The following is a 20,188-nucleotide window of genomic DNA, read 5'->3' as shown; positions in this document are numbered from 1 at the left end:
CCTCAATCGGCCAGTTCGATCTGGCCGGAAATGTTCACCGTGACGGCCGAGTCGCCGCCTTCCAGGGGCATGGGAACGGCCTCGGCGGCCATCAGGGCGCTCTTCATGCGCGGATAGACGGGGGGGCGGCCGCCGCTGCTGCCGACGCTGAGCTGCTTGATGCGCCAGGACTTGCCCAGGGTGTCGCCCACCAGCTTGGCCCGGGCCTTGAAGGCGGCGATGGCCTCCACGGTGGCTTCGTCCTCGGCCTTCTTCTGGGTTTCCGGGGTCGGCATGAACTGCACTCCGCCCACGCCCATGGTGGCCTGCAGCTTGCCCAGCAGCTCGGAGAGGGCGCCGGCGTCCCGGGCTTCCAGGGCGATGTCGGAGCGCATGCGCCAGGACTCGATGCGCCCGCTCTTGCCGTAGACCGGATAGGTGTGGGTGCCGCCGCTGCGCACCTTGACGTCCTTGTAGGCCTTGGCGGTACGCAGGCCTTCGGCGATCTGGGTGTTCACCTTCTGCGCCAGGTCGGCGGTGGTGGGGCCGCTGGCTTCGGCGAAGACGCTGGCCAGGACCAGGTCGTTGGGGGCGCTGCGGCTGGCGCTGGCGGAAAGGTCCACCGTGGTGCCGGCCTGGGCGGCAGCGGCGAGGCCGAGGGCGAGCAGGGCGAAGCTGAGGCGGGAGGTCGGGCGGGAGGGATGCATGGCTTTCCTTTCGACGGCAAAGAGAGGCTGACCCGGGCAGGCGAATGAAGGTTCCGTCAATGCTGGATGAATAGCGATGCCGCCGGCCCGGTGCAATCGGTCATTCTAACGCCGCCGCCGGCCCTCCCGGACATTTGTTCGGTCGCTGGCACGGCCCTTCAAGCTCGGCTAGAATCGGCTCACCTCGGGCAAGGTCCTTGAGGCGTCTTTGAGGAGACAGCAATGCTGAAACCTGGTCAGGCTGCGCCGGAGTTCGCGCTTCCGGATGCAGACATGGAGCTGGTGGAGCTTGCGGCATACAAGGGCAAGCGCCACATCATTCTCTTCTTCTACCCCAGAGACGACACCCCGGGCTGCACCCTGGAGGCCACGGACTTTTCCGATCACGAGGACGAGTTCGAGCGCCGGGACTGCACCCTGCTCGGCATCAGCCGGGACGACTGTCTGCGTCACGCCGCGTTCCGCGACAAGCACGGCATTTCCGTGCGCCTGTTGTCGGACGAGGAGGGCCAGGTCTGCCGTCGTTACGGGGTGTGGCAGGCGAAGGAAGTGGACGGCGTGAAAAAGCACGGCATCCTCCGCTCCACCTTCGTCATCGACAAACAGGGCCTTGTTCGCCACGCCTTCTACGGCGTCAACGCCAAGGGCCATGCGCTGGAAATGCTGCGCCTGGCCAAGGAACTTTAGGAAATTCCCCATGCAAGTAGCTAAGAATACCGTCGTCACCCTGGACTACAACGTCACCGATCCGGACGGCGTCCTGGTGGATGCGGGCAAGGATCCGCTGGTCTACATCCACGGCGGTTACGACGATATCTTCCCCAAGATCGAAGAGGCCCTGCAGGGCAAGAGCGTGGGCGAAACCGTCAAGGTCAAGCTGCAGCCGGACGACGCTTTCGGCGAATACGATTCCGAACTGGTGCAGATGGAGCCCCGGGAAAACTTCCCCGAGACCCTGGAAGTGGGCATGCAGTTCGAAGGCGCCCCGGAAGGCAGCGACGACGATGACTTCATCCTCTACCGCGTCACCGACATCGCCGACGGCAAGGTGGTCCTGGACGGCAATCATCCCCTGGCCGGTACCGCCCTGGTGTTCACCTGCACCGTCACCGCCGTGCGCCCCGCCAGCGCCACCGAGCTGGAACACGGTCACGTGCACGACGACGGCGAGTGCGACGACGAGTAATCCCGTCCCGCTTCCGTGCCGTGAAAGGGCCCTGCTGCTGCAGGGCCTTTTTTCATGGGGCGCCGGTCATGCCGTTTGCTTAGCTCGGGGGGCTGGTCTATAGTCCCGAGCCAGTTGCCGCGTTGCACTCAAATCATTGACAGGCCCGGGCCACGGGCCGTTTCAGGGAGAACTCCATGCACGATTCCGCAGCCAATGCCATGGTGGGATTGGGCTTCATCGTTGTCGGTCTGGTCCTGCTGTTCGCCATCGGCGTCATCGTCGCCATGGTCTTCTATCTGCTCAACCTGCAGCGCTGCCTGGATGCCACCCGTCCCGAATTCCGCCCGGCCATTCCCTCGGCCCTGGTGTGGCTGACCCTGATTCCTGCCATCGGCTTCATCGTCTGGCTGGCTGCGGTGGTGATCCTCTCCAGCGCCCTCAAGCGGGAGGGCGAGGCGCGGCAGACCCAGGCCTTCGGCGACGGCGGCCTGACCGTGGGCCTCATCAGCTGCATCTTCGGCCTGCTTTCGCCCATTCCCTTCCTCGGCCTGCTGTTCGGCCTGGTCAGCCTGGTGTGCTGGATCATCCACTGGAACAAGGTGTCCACCTACCGCCGCCTGCTGGCCGGCGAGGCGTCCCAGCCTGGGGCTGGCCGCGTCGAGCCTGCCGTGCCGTCGCCGGTGGCGACCCTGCCGCCGGTGGCACCGGCACCTGCCGCTCCTGCTGCCGTTGCCGAGGCAATGCCGGGCAGCGATGCCACTCTGGTTTCCCGGCCGGAGCCGGTGGCCTGCCTGCGCTGCATTGCCGGCCCCCTGCAGGGCCAGGAATTCCCCGTGGGCCAGGGCCTCATGCTGGGGCGCTCGGTGGAGGCCAGCGTGGTCATCGGCGATCCCCACGTTTCCAACCGCCACGCCTGGGTCAGCCCCATCGGCGGCAAGCTACTGCTGCGGGACAACCAGTCCACCAACGGCACCTTCCACAACGGCAACATGGCCCAGCGCGTGGGCGAGGTGACCCTGCAGGACGGGGATGTGGTGATCCTGGGCGACCAGGGCAAGGTGCGCTTCCAGGTCTTTTACCGCTGATCCCGGCTTCACGAAAAAAAACGGCAGCCCCAGGGCTGCCGTTTTTTTTGGCGGGCGGAAGGCCGGATTTCAGGCCAGCTGCTGGGCCACCCACAGGTAAAGGGGAATGCCGAAGAGCACGTTGAAGGGGAAGGTGAGGGCCAGGGCCGCCGCGATACCCAGGGCCGGGTTGGCTTCCGGCACCGCCAGGCGCATGGCCGTCGGTGCGGCGATGTAGGAGGCGGAGGCCGCCAGGGTCATGAGCAGCACGGTCCCGCCCACGGACAGCCCCATCCAGCTGGCGGCCAGCCAGCCCAGGGCGGCGTTGCCCAGGGGCAGGGCGATGCCGCAGGCCACCAGGAAGAACCCGGCCTTGCGCAGGTCCCCCAGGCGGGAAGCCGCCACCAGCCCCATTTCCAGGAGGAACAGGCACAGGGCGCCCTTGAAGAGGTCGGTGAAGAGGGGCTTCAGGGGCTCGGTACCGTGGGGGCCGGCCGCCCAGCCGATGAGGATGCCGCCCAGGAGCAGCAGCACGCTCTTGTTGGCAAAGACTTCATGGATCAGCTTGCGCCAGTCCGGGCGCTCTTCGCCGCCAAGCCGGGCCAGCACGGTGGCCACCAGGATGGCGGGCGCCTCCATGAGGGCGGCCAGCAGGGCCAGATGGCCTTCGTAGGCCACCCCACGGCTGGCCAGTACGGTGGTGCCGACGGCAAAGGTGACGACGCTGATGGAGCCGTAATGGGCGGCCAGGGAGGCCGCATCGAAGCGGTTGAAGCGCAGGCGGAAGAGGGGGAAGGCGAAGAGGGGGATGAGGGCTCCCAGGCCGATGGCCAGGGCGGCATGGGTCAGCAGGGCCGGGTCGCTGCTATGGGCGATTTCGCTGCCGCCCTTGAGGCCGATGGCCAGCAGCAGGTAGATGGAGAGGGCCTCGAAAACCGCAGTCGGCAGCTTCAGCTCGCTGCGGGCCAGGCTGGCGACAGCGCCGAGGGCGAAGAAAAAGGGGACGGCATCAAGCACGAACAGACTCCGTTTGTTTTGGTGTGGCGCATTCTGAGTCTTTTCATGTATTTGTAAAAATCATATATTTCTAAATATTGCATAGATAAAGATCAATATATGTATCGGCTTGGCGGTTCCCTGCACCTGACCCTCCATCAACTGCGCCTGCTGCTGGCCACTGCCCAGGAAGGGAGCGTTTCCCGGGCGGCGGAGCGCCTGCACCTGACCCAGCCCACCCTCTCGGCCCAGCTCAAGCAGCTGGCCGAGCAGGTTGGCCTCCCCCTGCACGAGCGGGTGGGACGCCGCCTGCACCTGACGGAAGCGGGGCGCCTGGTGGCGGCCGCCGCCGCCCGGGTGGCGGAGGAGCTGGGGCAGCTGGAAAACGAGCTGGCCGTGCTGCGGGGCGACCAGGGGGGGCGGCTGCGGCTGGCAGTGGTCAGTACCGCCGAAGCCTTCATTCCCCGCCTGCTGGGGGAGTTCCGCAAGGTCCGGCCGGCGGTGGAAGTGTCCCTGGTGGTCCTGAACCGGCAGGCGGTGGTCGGCCGGCTGCTGGAGAACCAGGATGACCTGTACATCATGACCAAGCCGCCGGCGGAGACGCCGGTGAGCGCCGTTCCCTTCCTGACCAATCCGCTGGTGGTGGTGGCGGCGGCCGACCATCCCCTGGCCAAGCGCAAGCAGGTGGCAGCAGGGGCCCTGGCCGATGCGGAATTCGTGCTGCGGGAACCGGGCAGCGGTACCCGGCTGGCGGCCGAGGAGTTCTTTGCCGCCCGGGGCGTGCAGCTGCGGCCCCGGCTGGAGCTGGGCAGCAACGAGGCGGTGCGTCAGGCGGTGGCGGGGGGGCTGGGCCTGTCCGTGCTGTCGGCCCACGCCCTGGGGCCCCATCCGGAAGAACTGGGGATCGCCGTGCTGCCGGTGCGGGGCACGCCCATTCCGGCCCGCTGGCAGGTGGTGGCGCCGGCAGGCAAGCGCCTGACGCCCCTGGCCCAGGCCTTCCTGGACTATCTGCAGGAACGGGCTCCCCGGCTCGAGGCCGAGGCGGGCCAGCGTCTGGCCCTGGCGGTGGCAGGGGCTATTCCCGGTCGTTGAAGCGTGCGGCCTTCACCGGCTTGAGCAGGAAGCGGGCCGGGTCCAGGGCGTCCGCCAGATCCCCTTCCAGGGGCAGGGGATCGCCAGCCATCTGGCTGGCCAGGAATTCGCCGGCCCAGGCGGACCAGACGAAGCCCCGGGCGCCGAAGCCGCTGGCCAGCCACAGGCCGGGGCGGCGCGGCAGGGTCTGCAGGCGGGCGCCGATTGCCGGGGCGGTGTTTTCCGGCAGGGGGCCCAGCATGGGCAGGCGGTCCGGGGAAATGGGGCGGAAGCCCACCCGGCTGCCCAGGTCTGCCGCTGCCAGGTCCTTGGCGAAACCGGGCAGGATGAAATTGAGCTTGGCCAGGTTGTCCTGCTGCTCTTCCAGGCGCGGCTGGGGGTCTTCATCCCCGGCCAGGAAGGAAGCGCCGCAGACCCGCAGGCCGTCCAGGGCCGGCGTCACGTAGCCGAGGCGGCACACCACCATGTCGAGGGGCGGTGTGGCCGTCTCCGGCACCAGGGTGGCCTGGCCCCGGGCGCTGCGCAGGGGCAGCCAGTCGCAGCCTCCCAGGCGCCTGGCGTCGGCGGCATTGGCCAGCACCACCTGGTCGGCCTCAGCCAGCAGGGTGCCGTCGGCGGCGTAGGCGGCCCAGCCGTCGGCGCCGGCCTGCAGTTTTTCCACCCGCTGGCCGTAGCGTTGCTCGATGGCCGGATGGGCCTGCAGGTTGGCCTGGCACAGGCTGGGGGGCATGCCCCAGCCGCCGCCGGGGAAATGCCAGCCGCCCACCGATACCGGCCAGCCGATGAGGCGGGAGGCCTCGGCCGCGTCCACGTAACGGAACAGCTCGGGGGCGGCGAAGGTTTCGGCCACCTGGCGCTGGGTGGCTTCGTGGGTCTTGTCCCGGGCCAGGTGCAGGACGCCGCTGGCGCCCCAGCGCACCGGCAGGCCGGCGGCGGAGAGGGCCAGCAGGTGGCGGCGGGTGTACAGGAAGGCGCTGCGGGTAAGGCGGGAGAGGCGGTTGTCGTCCAGGCTGGGCAGGGGGCGCAGGACCCCGACCCGGTTGCCGGAGGCGCCGCAGCCGGGGCCCTCGGCCTGATCCAGCAGGGTCACCTGGTAGCCCCGCTCCGCCAGGCGGTGGGCCGTGGAGGTGCCGGCGAAACCGGCGCCGATGACCAGAATGCGCTTTCCCGGCATCACCGTCCGGCGCACGCCCGGGCCCCGGTACTGGCCCTGCAGCATGTCCCGCTTGCCGCCGAAACCGGGGGCCTTGTCGCTGACGAAACCGACGGCCTGCAAGCCTTCGCGCACCCCGGCGGCCACCGACCAGGTGGCCAGGGTGGCGCCGGCGGCGGCGCAGCGGGCCAGGCCGCGGAAGACGAAGGGGGACCACAGGTCCGGATTTTTGGCCGGGGCGAAACCGTCCAGGTAGAAGGCGTCGGCGGCCAGCCGCAACTGGGGCAGCAGGCTCTGGGCGTCGCCGAAGAAAAGGGTCAGGCTGACCCGGCCGCCGGCAAAATGCAGGCGGTGCACGCCGGGGGTGAGCAGGGGCCACTGGGCCCGCAGCTCGGCCGCCAGTTCCGCCAGCTCGGGATGGGCGGCGTGCAGTTCGCCCAGGTCGGCGGCGCTGAAGGGATGCTTTTCCAGGGAGACGAAATGCAGGCGCCGGCAGGCGGCCGGATCGTCCCGCCAGGCGGCCCAGGTGGCTAGGAAATTGAGGCCGATGCCGAAGCCGGTCTCGACGATGGTGAAGCTTTCCCGCTGCTGCCAGCGCCGGGGCAGGCCGTTGCCGGCGAGGAAGACGTGGCGGGCCTGGCCCAGGGCCCCGGCGGCGGTGTGGTAGATGTCGTCGTAGTCCGGCGAGTAGGGCACGCCGGCGTCGTTGCGGCAGAGGCGGGCGGGAACGAGGGGCCGGTAGGCATCGGGATTGGCGTCGGCGACTGAATGGGGGGCAGGGGAGGCGGGCGTGCTCATGGGGGCGGATTGTCGCACGCCCCCACGGGGCCGTTAAGCCCGGGCTTCAGTCGGCGCTGCGCAGGATGCCGTCGCTGACCTTGACCCGGTCGCCCTGGCGCCAGGCCGGGGGATTGGCCTCGGTGAAGCGCTGGGTGGTGCCGTCGTCGAAGCGCACCGTGATCTGGTATTCCATGTTGCTGCGGGCGTTCTTTTCCACCTGGTGCCCGGCGTAGGCGCCACCGGCGGCACCGAGGACGGCCATGGCGGTGCGGCCCTTGCCGCCCCCCACCTGGTTGCCCAGGAGACCGCCGAGGACGCCGCCGGCGACGGCGCCCAGGCCCGTGCCTTCACCGGGCTTCTTCACTTCCATGATGCTTTCGATGACCCCGCAGTCCTTGCACACCGGCGCCGCAGCCTTGGCCGGCACGGCTTCACCTTGGGCCACGGTGGCGGCTGCCGGCTGTTCCTTGGTCACGGGCTTGGCCCGCTTGACGCTTTCCTTGGGCTTGCTGGCGGCCACCGGCGGCGCCGTCTTGGCGGCGGCCGGGGGGGCGGCTTCAGCCGGGGGCGTGGCGGTGGCCGGGGCTGCGATCGTTGCCGGGGCAGGTTCTGCGGCGGCCATGGTGGCACTGGGCGTTTCCGCCGGCTTGTTTTGGCCTGGGGCCGGTAGGATGCCGGTGAGGACGCCGACACCGGCCAGGCTGAGGGCGGTGACGGAAACGGCGGCGATCTTGATCAGGGGATGGAGGGTTTTGACTTCCATGGCGTTGCTCCGGGGGCGAATGAGGGATTCCATGGCTATTAGAACGCCTTGCCCGGCCTTTTGCCGACCGGGGAAACAGATTGTTACCTTTGTTAATGCTTCTTGCCGCAAGGGGAGGGCGGTGTGCCTCTAGGCCGGTTTTTCGGCGTAGATACAATCGATTCGCTTTCCCTGGGGGCTTCAAGCCGATAAAATCCACCCTTCATAAAAAGGGGCCGGGGGGCTCCTTGCCATAGAGCATCGAACAACAAGAAACGTTCAGGGGTGGTGTGCATGCCTTTCAAGGCGCGTTTTTCTGCGCTGCTGGCGCTGGCTTCGTGCAGCGCCGCCTGTTTGCTCCAGGAACCGGCCCGTGCGGCCGGGGATGAGCCTGTGGCGGCCGAGCTGGCCAGCCTGTCCACCCTTTCCATCGAAGAGCTGCTGCGTACGGAAGTCAGCTCCGTGCTCAAACACCCTTCCGAACTGGCCCAGGCGCCGGCCGCCACCACCGTGCTGCGGCGGGAGGACATCCAGCGCCTCGGCGCCACCACCCTGCCGGACCTGCTGCGCACCGTGCCCGGCCTGCACGTGGCCCAGATCGACGGCAACAAGTGGGGCGTCTCCGCCCGGGGCTTCAACGGCTTCTTCGGCGGCAAGCTGCTGGTGCTGATCGACGGCCGCAGCATCTACAACTCCATCTATTCCGGCGTTTTCTGGGACGCCTACGACATCGCCCTCGACGACATCGCCCGCATCGAGGTGGTGCGGGGGCCGGGGGCCGCCCTGTGGGGGGCCAACGCGGTCAATGGGGTGATCAACATCGTCACCCGCTCCGCCCACGAGACCCAGGGCGGCCAGGCGACCCTGGCGGTGGGTAACGTGGAAAAGGGCATGGCCAACGTGCGCTGGGGCAGCACCACGGAAGATGGCGGTGCCTGGCGCCTCTACGCCCGCAGCCGCAGCCGGGACGACCACCAGTCCCTCACCGGCAGCGGTGCCGGCGACACCTGGCGCGCCGACCGCATCGGCTTCCGCGCCGACAGCGCCGCCGGCAGCGACACCTGGATGATCAACGGCGAGGCCTACCAGGGACATAGCGGCGGTGCTCCCTATCCCCTGTCCACGGCCAACGACATTTCCGGCCAGCACCTGCTGGGCCGTCTCAGCCGCCGCCTGGGCGATGGCTCCCAGTTGCAGGTGCAGTCCTATGTGGACCACTCCTGGCGCCGGGAGCCCTCTTCCGGCGCGGTGCTGGAAGAGACCGTGGCGGACGTGGATCTGCAGCACACGGTCAACCTGAACCCGGCCCACCGGCTGGTGTGGGGCGGCGGCTGGCGCCAGTACCGTTTCGACTCGGTGAGTTCGGCCAAGCTCTCCTTCAGCCCGGTCAGTTCCCAGCGCACCGTCACCAACCTGTTTGTCCAGGACGAGTGGACCGTCATCCCGGAAACCCTGCAGATCATCGCCGGGGCCAAGCTGGAGCGGGTTCCCGACCACGGCAGCGAATGGCAGCCCAACCTGCGGGCGGTGTGGAACGCCGCCGCCGGCCACACCCTGTGGGCCGGCACGGCCCGGGCGGTGCGTTCCCCCAACCAGGTGGATACGGCCATCCGCTTCAACGGCCCCGGAGTCGGGCCTTTGCCGGCCGTTGGCAATCCGGCCTTCCGCCCGGAGCGGCTGCGCAGCCTGGAGGCCGGCTGGCGGGCCCAGCTGACGCCGAACCTGAGCAGCGATGTGTCGGTCTATCAGAACCATTACAAGGACCTGCAGACCATCGAGTTCGATGGCGCCAGTTCCATGATGTACTTCAACAACGCCCAGGGCCGCACCCGGGGCCTGGAATGGGCGCTGGACTGGCAGGCGGCGGCCCACTGGCAGCTGCGCGGCGGCTTCACCCTGTACCGGGAGGCCCTGGACTACAGCAGCCGGCCCGTCGGCCCGGCCCTGATCTCCTTCCAGGGCGGCTTTCCCCGGGAGCAGCTGTTCATCCGCTCCCTCTGGGACCTGTCCCGCAACCAGCGCCTGGACCTGACCTGGCGCGGCGTCGGCCCCATGGACCAGCGCGGCGTCGCCGGCTACGGCACCTTCGACCTGCGCTGGACCCGGCGCCTGGACCGGCGCAGCGAAGTCTCCCTGATCGGACGCAATCTCCTGGGGCCCAAGCACCGGGAATTCGGCGACCAGCCCTTCTTCCAGGAAACCGTGTTGCGCCGGGAACTCAGCGTCGTGCTGAGCTGGGGCTTCTGACGTGAGGCGTTGCCTGCTGCTGCTCTGCTGCTGGCCCCTGTGGGCGCTGGCCAACCCGCCCTCGGAGGCGGCGGTGAAGGCGGCCCTGGTAGCCAATCTGGCCAACTACGCGGAGTGGGGCGAGGGCAACTGGTCGGTCAAACACACCCTGATCTGCGTCGCCGGCCGGGGGCCGGTGGTCGATTCCCTGCTCGCCCTGGACAGCCAGACCCTGCTCGGGCGGCGCATCGGCGTCTCTCCCCGCAGCCGCCCGGCCGAGGCCCGGGACTGCCAGGTGCTGTTCCTCGGCGACGCCCCCGGGCGCAGCCAGGGGGACTGGGACCTGGAGTGGACCCAGGCCCTGGCGACGGCGCCGGTGCTGACGGTGTGCGAAGGCGAGGACCTGGTCAGCCAGGGCTGCATGGTGGGCCTGGCCCGGGAAGGCACCCAGGTCGCCTTCGACGTCAATCTTGCGGCCCTGCGCCGCGCCAACATCCGGCTCAGCGCCCATCTCCTGCGCCTGGCCCGCACCATTTACGGAAGGCCACGATGATGCGCCGTAGATTCCGCTCCCTGCCCATCGGCGAAAAGCTGCGCCTGGTCCTCATGCTGGTGGCCGCCTCGGCCCTGCTGGTCTATGCCAGCCTGACCCTGATCCACGGCCTGCGCGAGGTGGAGCAGTTCAACCGGGAAAACCTGCAGGCCCTGCTCGACGTCACCGCCCGCAACCTGGAGGCGCCCCTGGTCTTCAACGACGGCAAGGCGGCCCAGGATACCCTGCGAGCCCTCTCCGCCGACCCGGCGGTGATCGAGGTGCTGGTCAGCGATGCCCAGGGCCAGCTCTTCGCCCGCTACCTGCGCGGCAACCCCCTGCAGCAGGAGCGCCTGGCCTGGCTGCCGGCCTCCTGGAACCGCATCCGGGAGAGCCGGGAAATCGTCTTCCGCAGCGGCGTGGTCGGCCACATCGAGCTGCTGGCCAGCCGCGACGGCTATTGGGATGCGGTGGGCCGGGGCGCCCTCATCTGGCTGCTGGTGACGGTGCTTTCCATGCTCGCCGCGGTGCTGGCGGCACGCCGCCTGCAGCACATCATCGCCGCCCCGGTGGTGCGCCTGGAGCAGGCCACCCGGGACATCACCCGGCACAAGCGCTTTTCCCTGCGGGTGGAGCGGGAGGAGAGCGGCAGCGAGGACGAGGTGGGCCGCCTCATCGACAGTTTCAATGCCATGCTGGCGGAGATCGAGCAGCGGGACGAACGTCTGGCCCGCTATCGGGAATCCCTGGAGGAAATGGTGGCCTCCCGCACCGAGGAACTGACCCATTCCCGGGATGCGGCGGAGGAGGCAAGCCGGGTCAAGAGCCGCTTCCTCGCCACCATGAGCCACGAGATCCGCACCCCCCTCAACGGCGTGCTGGGCATGATCCGCCTGTTGCAGACCACGGCCCTCTCCGGCGACCAGCGGCGCATGACCGAGGCCGCCCTGCGTTCCGGCGAAACCCTGCTCAACGTGCTCAACGACGTGCTCGACTTTTCCAAGATCGAGGCCGGCAAGCTGACCGTGGATGCGGTGCCCTTCGACCTGGCCGACACCGTGGAGAGCGCCGCCCTGCTGCTGGCGCCCAATGCCCGGGAAAAGGGCCTGGAGCTGGCGGTGCATCTCAAGGGCGAACTGCCCGTGACCCTGGCGGGGGACCCCAACCGGCTCAAGCAGGTGCTCTTCAACCTGCTCGGCAATGCGGTCAAATTCACCGAGCAGGGCGAAGTCTGCCTGCGGGTGGAGCGCAGTCCGGGGGCCGCCGGCGACAGCCGGGAGCGGGGCGACGTGATCCTGCTGCGCTTCACCGTGCGCGACACCGGGCCCGGCATTCCCGAATCGGAGCAGGGCAAGCTGTTCCAGGCCTACTCCCAGACCAGCGCCGCCTCCCAGACCCCGGCCGAGATCGAGGAAGCCGCCAGCCGGCGGGCCGAAGGCACGGGTCTGGGCCTGGCCATCAGCCGGGAGCTGGTGCGTCTGATGGGGGCCAGGGACCTGACCGTCTCCAGCCGTCCCGGCGAGGGCTGCGAATTCAGTTTCGAGCTGCCTTTCCATGTGGTGCGGGACAACCCCACCGGCATCCACTATCCGGGCTTCCGCCTGGTACTGCTGGAACCCCAGCCTACCCTGGCCCTGATCCTGCAGGACTACGCCCAGAGCCTGGGCCTGGACTGCCGTCTGGCCCGCAATGCCGCCGAGGCGGAACGGCTCCTGGGCGAGGGCGCGGCCCAGGCGGTGCTGGCCGACCTGTGCTACCTGCAACTGCCCGAGGCCACCTGGCAGGACTGGCACCGCCGCTGCGGCGGCGTGTGGATCGCCCTCTCCGACTTCGGCGCCAGCACCCTGGAAGGGGAACTGGCCCAGGTCTTTGCCCAGCGCCTGTCGAAGCCGGTGTCGCGCAAGGAATTCGTGCGCAGCATCGGCCAGGCCTTCATGGTGGCGCCCCGGGGTGCCGACCTGCCGCCGGCTGCCGGCTGGCAGGGGGCCGCCTGGCGCCCGGCCGCCGCTGCGGTGCCGAACCGGCCCCGCTTCCACGGCAAGGTGCTGCTGGTGGAGGACAACCTGACCAACCAGGAGGTGACCCGGGGCCTGCTGCAGGTCTTCGGCTGCCAGGTGGAGGTGGCCAACCACGGCCGGGAGGCCCTGGAAAAATGGGCCGAGCGGGATTTCGACCTGATCCTCATGGATTGCCAGATGCCGGTCATGGACGGCCTCACCGCCTCCCGGGAGCTGCGCCAGCGGGAGATCCAGGCGGGCCGGCTGCCCACCGCCATCATCGCCCTCACCGCCAATTCCTTCGCCGAGGACCGGCAGCGCTGCCTGGCCGCCGGCATGAACGGCTTCCTGCCCAAACCCTTCGACGAGCTGGCCCTGGTGGCCCTGCTCACCGACTGGCTGGGACCGCCGGAAGGCGGCGCCCAGGTGCGGGTCCAGGCCCGGCCGGAGCGGGAGGCGGGAGCCCTGCTGGACGCGGCGGTGCTGGACGCCATTGCCGCGCGCCAGGAAGAGGCGGGGGAGGTGCGCAGCATCTTCCTGGCCCGCTTCGTTTTCACCTTCCTTGCCCAGGCCAGCCAGGCCCTGCAGAACATGGCCCAGGACGACCTGGCGGCGGCCCGGGAGGCGGCCCACAGCCTCAAGTCTGCCGCTGCCAGCATCGGTGCCCGGCCCCTGTCCGAACTGGCGGCCCGGGTCGAGGCGGCCGCCCGGGAAGGGCAGGCGGCCGAAGTGCGGCGCCTGGGCGAGAGCCTGCCCCAACTCCTGGCCGATACCCGCAGTGCCCTGGAACGCTACATGGAGCAGGGCGGCCACTAGGGCGGCGGAGCGCCTGCCGGGCCGGAGTCCGGGCCGCGGCTGCAGGCAAGAAAAAAGGCGCGGGGCCTTGCGGCCACCGCGCCTTTTTTATCGACTCCGGGCGGAGTCGATAGGGTTCGGTGTTCAGTCTTCCTTGCGCATCTGGGGGAAGAGGATGACGTCCCGGATGTTGGCGGTGTCGGTGAGCAGCATGACCAGACGGTCGATGCCGATGCCGCAGCCGCCGGTGGGGGGCAGGCCGAATTCCAGGGCCTTGATGTAGTCGGCGTCGTAGAACATGGCTTCCTCGTCGCCGGCATCCTTGGCCTTGGCCTGCTCCAGGAAGCGGGCGGCCTGGTCTTCCGGATCGTTCAGCTCGGAGAAGCCGTTGGCGATTTCCCGGCCGACGATGAACAGCTCGAAACGCTCGGTGATTTCCGGATTGCTGTCGGAGGCCCGGGCCAGGGGGGAGACTTCCACCGGGTAGTCGATGATGAAGGTGGGGTCCCACAGGTTGGCTTCGGCCACTTCCTCGAACATCAGCAGCTGCAGGGCGCCCAGGCCCATGCCGGGCTTCACCGCGACCTTCATCTCGCCCAGCTTCTTCTTCAGCCACTCGGCGTCGTTCAGTTCGGCTTCGGAGTAGCCGGGGCACTGGGCACGCACGGCCTGGACCATGGTCAGGCGGGCGAAGGGCTTGGACAGGTCCAGCTCCCGGCCCTGGTACTGGAACACCTCGGTGCCCAGGGCGTCCCGGGCGGCGTGGCGCAGCAGGCCTTCGGTGAAGTCCATGAGGAGCTTGTAGTCGGCATAGGCCTCGTAGAACTCCATCATGGTGAATTCGGGGTTGTGGCGGGTGGAAAGGCCTTCGTTGCGGAAGTTGCGGTTAACTTCGAACACCTTCTCGAAGCCGCCCACCACCAGGCGCTTCAGGTACAGCTCCGGCGCGATGCGCAGGAACAGTTCCATGTCCAGGGCGTTGTGGTGGGTGATGAAGGGCTTGGCCGAGGCACCGCCGGGGATGGGGTGCATCATGGGCGTTTCCACTTCCAGGAAGTGGTGGCTGATCATGTAGTTGCGGATGGACTGGATCATCCGGCTGCGGGCTACGAAGGTGAACCGGGAGGACTCGTTCATGATCAGGTCGAGATAGCGCTGGCGGTGGCGCTGTTCCATGTCGGTCAGACCGTGGAACTTCTCCGGCAGGGGGCGCAGGGCCTTGGACAGCAGGCGGATCTCGGAGACCTGGATGGTCAGTTCGCCGGTGCGGGTCTTGAACAGGGTGCCTTCGGCACCGACGATGTCGCCGATGTCCCAGTGCTTGAAGTCGTCATAGGCTTCGGCGCCCACCAGGTCCACCTTGACGTAGAGCTGGATGCGGCCGGAAACGTCCTGGATGGTGGCGAAGCTGGCCTTGCCCATGAGGCGGCGCAGCATGATGCGGCCGGCAACCTTGACGCTGATGGGGGCCGCTTCCAGTTCCTCGGCGGTTTTCTCGCTGTACAGCTCGTCGAGGCGGCCGGCGGTGTTTTCGCGGCGGAAATCGTTGGGGTAGGCCTTGCCGCTCTCGCGCCACTTGGCCAGCTTGGCCCGGCGCTCGGCGATGAGCTGATTCTCGTCCTGGGGTTGTGCGGTCTGTTCGGTCATGGTCGTCTGCCTGATGTTTTATTCGCTTACACGCCTTGCTTGAGGCTGGCCTGGATGAAGTCGTCGAGGTCGCCGTCGAGTACGGCCTGGGTGTTACCCGTTTCGAAGTTGGTGCGCAGGTCCTTGATGCGGGACTGGTCCAGCACGTAGGAGCGGATCTGGTGGCCCCAGCCGATGTCGGACTTGGCGTCTTCCAGCTTCTGCTGCTCGGCCTGCTGCTTGCGCAGTTCGAATTCGTAGAGGCGGGCCCGCAGCATCTGCCAGGCTTCGTCCCGGTTGCGGTGCTGGGAACGGTCGTTCTGGCACTGCACCACGATGCCCGTGGGCACGTGGGTCAGACGCACGGCGGAGTCGGTCTTGTTGATGTGCTGACCGCCGGCGCCGGAGGCGCGGTAGGTATCGGTGCGCACGTCCGCCGGGTTGATGTCGATCTCGATGGAGTCGTCCACTTCCGGATAGACGAACACGGAAGTGAAGGAGGTGTGGCGGCGGGCGTTGGAGTCGAAGGGGCTCTTGCGCACCAGGCGGTGGATGCCGGTTTCGGTGCGCAGCATGCCGTAGGCGTAGTCGCCGGCGATGCGCAGGGTGGCGCTCTTGATGCCGGCCACGTCGCCTTCGGATTCTTCCAGCACCTGCACGTCGAAACCCTTGCGCTCGGTGTAGCGCAGGTACATGCGCAGCAGCATGGAAGCCCAGTCCTGGGCCTCGGTACCGCCGGCGCCGGCCTGGATTTCCAGGAAGCAGGGGTTCGGGTCCTGGGGATTGTTGAACATGCGGCGGAATTCCAGGGCCGCCACCTTGGCCTCGATGGCCTCGTTGTCGGCGGCCACGGCGGCCACGGTGTCGAAGTCGCCTTCTTCACGGGCGATCTCGAACAGCTCCTTGCCGTCGGCCAGACCCTGGGCCACTTCCTGCAGGGTCACCACCACGCCTTCCAGGGCCTTCTTTTCCCGGCCCAGGTCCTGGGCGCGCTTGGCGTCGTCCCAGACGTCGGGACTTTCCAGTTCGCGGGAGACTTCGACTAGACGGACTTCCTTGGTGTCGTAGTCAAAGATACCTCCGAAGTTCCGCCGACCGGGATTCCAGGTCGGCAAGCTTGTTGGCGATGGCGTTGAGCTGTTCCGCTTCCATGTTCTTGGCTGTTCTGCTGGGAAAACCGGCAATTATACACTTTGCACCGGGCTCCCGGTGGCCGCGACGATGCAAGGAAGGCGGGCAAAGGAGTAAACTCCGTAGCCCCTTTTCTTCCGGGTTGCCGCCGGTGTCCCTCCCCACCTCCAGTTTCGAACGTCTGCCCCGCCAGGGGCTCCTGCTGCTGGCCGCCCTGGCCCTGGGCTGGGGCTTCAACTGGCCGGTGATGAAAGTGGTGCTGTCCGAAGTGCCGCCCCTCTATTTCCGCGGCAGCTGCCTGCTGCTGGGCGGCCTCGGCATCCTGGCCATCGCCCGGGCCGGCGGCGGCAGCATCCGGGTGCCCCGCAGCCGCTGGGGCCGCCTGGCCCTGGTGACCCTGACCAACATCGTCGGCTGGAATGTCCTCGCCATCTACGGCGTCGGCCTGCTGCCCTCGGGACGGGCGGCCCTCTTGGGTTACACCATGCCCCTGTGGAGCGTGCTGCTGTCGGTGTGGCTTCTCGGCGAGCGGCTGACGGCGGGCCGCATCGTGGCCCTGCTGCTGGGCCTGGCCGGGGTCGGGGTGCTCATGGGCGACAGCCTGGAAGGTATGCTGCGGGCGCCGGTGGGGGTGGCCTGCATGGTTGGCGCGGCGTGGAGCTGGGCCCTCGGGGTGGTGCTGCTGAAGCGTCTGCCGGTGGGGCTGTCCACCACCGCCCTGACGGGCTGGATGATGGTCCTGGGCGGCCTGCCCATGCTGGCGGTGGCGCTTCCCCTGGAAACTTCGCGCCTGGCCTGGCCCTCGTTCTGGCCGGCCTTCGGCGTCTCCTACAACGTCTTCGTCGCCTTCATGTTCTGCTACTGGGCCTGGAACCGCATCGTGCTGATGGTGCCGGTGGCGGTGTCCTCCCTGTCCTCCCTGGTGACGCCCCTCATCGGCGTCCTCGGCGGCGCCCTGATACTGGGGGAGCAGCCCGGCTGGCGGGAAGGGGTGGCGGCCCTGTTGATCCTGGCGGCGGTGGGGGCGGTGTCCCTGAAGCGCAGCTAGACGGCGACCGGCGCCCGGGCAGGCGTCGCGGCCCGGGGCGAAGGCTGGAAATCACCTACCCTGGGAGCCAGCATTCATGCGACTTTCCCGGTAGGCTGCCTGGAAAGGCCCGTCCCTTATGCCCCTCAGGCCGGGGCGCAGTGCTCCACCACCAGCTGGGGCGTCTGCACCCCGTTGTAGTCGTTGATGGTCAGGCGGTAGGCCAGGCGGGCCCGGGGGCCGGGATTTTCCGTGGCGTTGAACTGGATCGCCTCCAGCAACGACCGCTCCTTCTTCAGGCGCAGCTTGAGGTGCTTGTCCTTCAGCACCCGTTGGCTTTCCACCTCGAACACGTCCTCGAACAACGGTGCCGGGAAGCCCTGGCCCCACACTTCGCCGGCCAGCATTTCCGCCACCTGCAGGGAGATGTAGCCGGCCTCCAGGGCGCCGTCCGTCTCCAGGGTGCGGGTCAGGTCCGCCGGGTTGAGCAGTTCGTCGGCCACCTGGGCGAAGAGGCTCTTGAATTCCTCGAAGCGTTCTTCCATCAAGGTGGCGCCGGCGGCCATGGCGTGGCCGCCGAAGCGCAGCAGGATGCCGGGGGCCCGCTTGGAGACGAGATCCAGGGCATCCCGCAGGTGCAGGCCGGGAATGGAGCGGCCGGAACCCTTGATCTGGCCGTCGTCGCCCCGGGCGAAGGCGAACACCGGGCGGTGCAGCTTTTCCTTGATGCGGGAGGCCAGGATGCCGACCACGCCCTGGTGCCAGTCCGGGTCGAAAAGGGCGACGCCGGCGCCGCTGGCTTCCAGGTCGAAGTTTTCCAGGTGGATGAGGGCCTGCTCCTGCATGCCGGCCTCGATTTCGCGCCGTTCCCGGTTGAGCTGGTCCAGCTGCTGGGCGATGTTGGCGGCCCGGGCCTCGTCGTCGGTGATGAGGCATTCGATGCCTAAGCTCATGTCCGAGAGGCGGCCGGCGGCGTTGAGGCGGGGGCCGACGGTGAAGCCCAGGTCGAAGGCGGAGGCGGTCTGCAGATTGCGTCCGGCGGCGCGGAAGAGGGCGCGGATGCCCGGCGTCAGCTTGCCTTCGCGCATGCGCTTCAGACCCTGGGCCACCAGGATGCGGTTGTTGTGGTCCAGCTTGACCACGTCGGCCACCGTGCCCAGGGCCACCAGGTCCAGCAGGCAGGAGAAGTTGGGCTCCGGGCGCTCCGGGCCGAAGGCGCCGCGACGGCGCATCTCGGCGCGCAGGGCCAGAGCCACGTAGAACATGACGCCGACTCCTGCCAGGGCCTTGCTGGGAAAGGTGCAGCCGGGCTGGTTGGGATTGACGATGCAGTCCGCCTCCGGCAGGGTCTCGGCCGGCAGGTGGTGGTCGGTGATGAGGGTGGCGATGCCCAGCTGGCGCGCCGCTTCCACCCCTTCGATGCTGGCGATGCCGTTGTCCACGGTGACCAGCAGGTCCGGCTGGCGCTCTGCCGCCAGTTCGACGATCTGGGGCGAGAGGCCGTAGCCGTGGACGAAGCGGTCGGGCACCAGGTAGTCCACCGTGCCGCCCAGGAGGCGCAGGGCGCGCACGGCCACGGCGGTGGCGGTGGCGCCGTCGCAGTCGTAGTCGCCGACGACGAGAATGCGGGCCTCGGCTTCGATGGCATCGGCCAGGAGGATGGCGGCCTCTTCGGTGCCGGTGAGCTGGCTCGGGGGAATCAGGCTTTTCAGGTCGTAATCCAGTTCGGCCTTGTGCTTGATGCCCCGGGCGGCATAGATGCGGGCTAGGAGCGGGTGCAGGCCTTCCTGCTCCAGTTGCCACTGGGGGCGGGGCGGGACGGGGCGGGCGATGAGCTGGGTCATGACAGTGACTTTGGGGAAATTGGGGGCGGTCGGGGCCTAGGCGGCGGCCAGGCGGCGGGCCAGCTGCTGCAGGGCTTCGGGCTTGCCGGCGAGGAAGGAAAAGAGGCCGCCCTTGATCTGGCGCGGGCTCGCCTGCCAGGTGAGGTCGCCGTAGCTGGTGCCGGCCACCACTTCCAGCTGGCTGAGGCGCCCCCTGGCCAGGGCTGTCTTGAGGGGAGCGAACCAGCGGTTTTCCAGGTCTGCCAGGGCGTCGCGCCAGGCCTGGGCATCCTGGTCCTGGGCCGCCTGCAGCAGGTCGTCGAGGCACACCAGATGGCGTTCTTCAGCCGGCCCGGCCTGCAACAGGGAGTGGGCGGAGGCGGGGAGGGGGTGGTGCTGCAGACCGGCGGCCCGGGCCAGTCCCCGGGGCAGGGGCTGGTTGCTCCAGATGGCGCCTGCCTCCGGGGCCGCTGCCGCCGGCCCCAGGCTGCCGGCGCCCCACAGCCAGAGGCCGTTCACGGCGGGCAGGCCCCGTTCGCCCCGGGCTTCGTTCACCGGGTGGCTGTGCAGCAGCATCTGGATTTCGTTCATCAGGGCCAGCAGGCGGCGCGACGGCAGGTCCGCCGGGGTCGGCAGGTTGAGGCGGCGGCCGGCGGCGGCGGAAAGGGGCGGCAAGGTGTCCCCGGGCAGTTCGGCCGCCCAGGGCGTCTCCAGGCGCACATACCAGCGGCTGGCCGTCACCGGGTGGAAGCTGGCCTCGCCCGCATAGTGGGCGTTGAGGCTGGCGGCCAGGGTTTCGACTTCGGCGGCTTCCAGGTCCAGTTCCCGGCTGTCGGCGACGATGATCTCTTCCTGGTGCAGGCGCAGGTGGATGGGGTCGGCACAGAGCCAGACGCCTGCGTCCGGTGCCAGGGCGGCACCGTCCTCTCCCAGCAGGCGCAGGGCGCCCAGGGGTTGCGGTGTCGGTCCCAGCCAGCGGGCCGCCTGGGCCTCGGCGGCCAGGGCCGGGCGGCGCTGCAGTTCGCTCCGTTGCAGCAGGGTGTCCAGGGCCGGGCAATCCAGGGCCTGCCAGGCCAGGTCGTCTTCCGGTTCGGGCCACAGCAGTTCGGGAACGAGGAGGGTGAGGCGCATGGGCAAAGCCTGGCTGGAAAAGAAGAATATGGGGGAAAACAAGGAGAATGCGGCGGGGCCGATCGAGGCGACATTTGGTGCTGGTCCGGGAGCTGCGGCCAGCCTTTGAGCCGGGTCCGGGGCCGCCGGCACCTGCCCGCTGCGTATTGCCGCAAGTGGCCAAAAGCGGGCAAAAGTGTAGCATAGCGCCTTTGCTTTTCAGCCCGTTCCCGCGGGCCT

16 protein-coding genes are annotated in these 20,188 nt (G+C 68.8%); 8 read left to right on the top strand and 8 right to left on the bottom strand.

Annotated elements, in window-relative coordinates; translation table 11 throughout:
• Positions 1-2: 2 nt before the first annotated feature.
• Positions 3-686, bottom strand: a complete 684-nt coding sequence (locus EV678_RS04425) for an SIMPL domain-containing protein (protein WP_130458642.1) — start codon at positions 684-686, stop codon at positions 3-5.
• A 222-nt stretch (positions 687-908) separates the two neighbouring features.
• On the opposite strand from EV678_RS04425, the gene EV678_RS04420 reads away from it, so the two are divergent.
• The 3 genes from EV678_RS04420 (at position 909) to EV678_RS04410 (ending at position 2,939) form a co-directional block, all read left to right on the top strand.
• Positions 909-1,373, top strand: coding sequence for a peroxiredoxin (locus EV678_RS04420; protein ID WP_014237889.1), 465 nt, complete (start codon positions 909-911; stop codon positions 1,371-1,373).
• Positions 1,374-1,383: 10 nt separating this feature from the next.
• Positions 1,384-1,872 (top strand): FKBP-type peptidyl-prolyl cis-trans isomerase, encoded by a 489-nt coding sequence (locus tag EV678_RS04415; RefSeq protein ID WP_014237888.1) that lies wholly within the window; start codon positions 1,384-1,386, stop codon positions 1,870-1,872.
• 176 nt (positions 1,873-2,048) lie between these two features.
• Positions 2,049-2,939: an FHA domain-containing protein gene (locus tag EV678_RS04410; protein WP_130458641.1), complete on the top strand. Its 891-nt coding sequence runs from the start codon at positions 2,049-2,051 to the stop codon at positions 2,937-2,939.
• A 69-nt stretch (positions 2,940-3,008) separates the two neighbouring features.
• On the opposite strand, the gene EV678_RS04405 is transcribed toward EV678_RS04410, so the two are convergent.
• Complete coding sequence (locus tag EV678_RS04405; protein ID WP_130458640.1) at positions 3,009-3,935, bottom strand: sodium-dependent bicarbonate transport family permease; 927 nt, start codon at positions 3,933-3,935, stop codon at positions 3,009-3,011.
• A 120-nt stretch (positions 3,936-4,055) separates the two neighbouring features.
• Here EV678_RS04405 and EV678_RS04400 point away from each other — a divergent pair, with 120 nt between their 5' ends.
• Entirely contained in the window at positions 4,056-5,006 is a 951-nt protein-coding gene (locus tag EV678_RS04400) for a LysR family transcriptional regulator (protein WP_130459273.1), read from the top strand.
• Here EV678_RS04400 and mnmC read toward each other — a convergent pair.
• Together mnmC and EV678_RS04390 are read right to left on the bottom strand one after the other, a co-directional pair.
• Positions 4,990-6,957 (bottom strand): bifunctional tRNA (5-methylaminomethyl-2-thiouridine)(34)-methyltransferase MnmC2/FAD-dependent 5-carboxymethylaminomethyl-2-thiouridine(34) oxidoreductase MnmC1, encoded by a 1,968-nt coding sequence (gene mnmC, locus EV678_RS04395; protein ID WP_130458639.1) that lies wholly within the window; start codon positions 6,955-6,957, stop codon positions 4,990-4,992. The two genes, EV678_RS04400 and mnmC, sit on opposite strands and share 17 nt — an antisense overlap.
• Positions 6,958-7,003: 46 nt before the next feature.
• The gene (locus EV678_RS04390) at positions 7,004-7,702 is read right to left on the bottom strand and encodes a glycine zipper 2TM domain-containing protein (protein WP_130458638.1); all 699 of its coding nucleotides are present in this window, start codon (positions 7,700-7,702) and stop codon (positions 7,004-7,006) included.
• Between the two features lie 372 nt (positions 7,703-8,074).
• Here EV678_RS04390 and EV678_RS04385 point away from each other — a divergent pair, with 372 nt between their 5' ends.
• The 3 genes from EV678_RS04385 to EV678_RS04375 are packed head-to-tail and all read left to right on the top strand — an operon-like array spanning position 8,075 to position 13,252.
• Positions 8,075-9,928 (top strand): TonB-dependent receptor plug domain-containing protein, encoded by a 1,854-nt coding sequence (locus EV678_RS04385; RefSeq protein WP_165397445.1) that lies wholly within the window; start codon positions 8,075-8,077, stop codon positions 9,926-9,928.
• A gap of 1 nt (position 9,929) precedes the next feature.
• A complete protein-coding gene (locus EV678_RS04380) occupies positions 9,930-10,460 on the top strand; it encodes a YfiR family protein (protein WP_130458636.1) in 531 nt (176 codons plus the stop codon).
• Positions 10,457-13,252 (top strand): response regulator, encoded by a 2,796-nt coding sequence (locus EV678_RS04375; RefSeq protein WP_130458635.1) that lies wholly within the window; start codon positions 10,457-10,459, stop codon positions 13,250-13,252. Before EV678_RS04380 ends, EV678_RS04375 begins: the two co-directional genes overlap by 4 nt.
• A 123-nt stretch (positions 13,253-13,375) precedes the next feature.
• Here EV678_RS04375 and lysS read toward each other — a convergent pair whose 3' ends face one another.
• Both lysS and prfB read right to left on the bottom strand, forming a co-directional pair.
• Positions 13,376-14,878: a lysine--tRNA ligase gene (lysS, locus tag EV678_RS04370; RefSeq protein ID WP_014237879.1), complete on the bottom strand. Its 1,503-nt coding sequence runs from the start codon at positions 14,876-14,878 to the stop codon at positions 13,376-13,378.
• Between the two features lie 26 nt (positions 14,879-14,904).
• A protein-coding gene (gene prfB / locus EV678_RS04365; RefSeq protein WP_014237878.1) for a peptide chain release factor 2 occupies positions 14,905-16,009 on the bottom strand; the annotation gives its coding sequence in 2 pieces (ribosomal slippage) (positions 14,905-15,927 and positions 15,929-16,009; 1,104 coding nt in all).
• 130 nt (positions 16,010-16,139) lie between these two features.
• On the opposite strand from prfB, the gene EV678_RS04360 reads away from it, so the two are divergent.
• Positions 16,140-17,036, top strand: a complete 897-nt coding sequence (locus EV678_RS04360; protein WP_130458634.1) for a DMT family transporter — start codon at positions 16,140-16,142, stop codon at positions 17,034-17,036.
• A 125-nt stretch (positions 17,037-17,161) separates the two neighbouring features.
• Here the strand turns inward: EV678_RS04360 and recJ are convergent, their stop codons facing one another.
• Entirely contained in the window at positions 17,162-18,859 is a 1,698-nt protein-coding gene (recJ, locus tag EV678_RS04355) for a single-stranded-DNA-specific exonuclease RecJ (protein WP_130458633.1), read from the bottom strand.
• Positions 18,860-18,895: 36 nt separating this feature from the next.
• A complete protein-coding gene (locus tag EV678_RS04350; RefSeq protein ID WP_130458632.1) occupies positions 18,896-19,969 on the bottom strand; it encodes a hypothetical protein in 1,074 nt (357 codons plus the stop codon).
• Positions 19,970-20,188: the final 219 nt, after the last annotated feature.

The sequence above is a fragment of the Azospira oryzae genome, from assembly GCF_004217225.1.
GTDB classification, from domain to species: Bacteria; Pseudomonadota; Gammaproteobacteria; order Burkholderiales; family Rhodocyclaceae; genus Azospira; species Azospira oryzae.
Note: the sequence above shows the minus strand (reverse complement) of the source record. Positions and strands in the feature narration are given on the sequence as shown.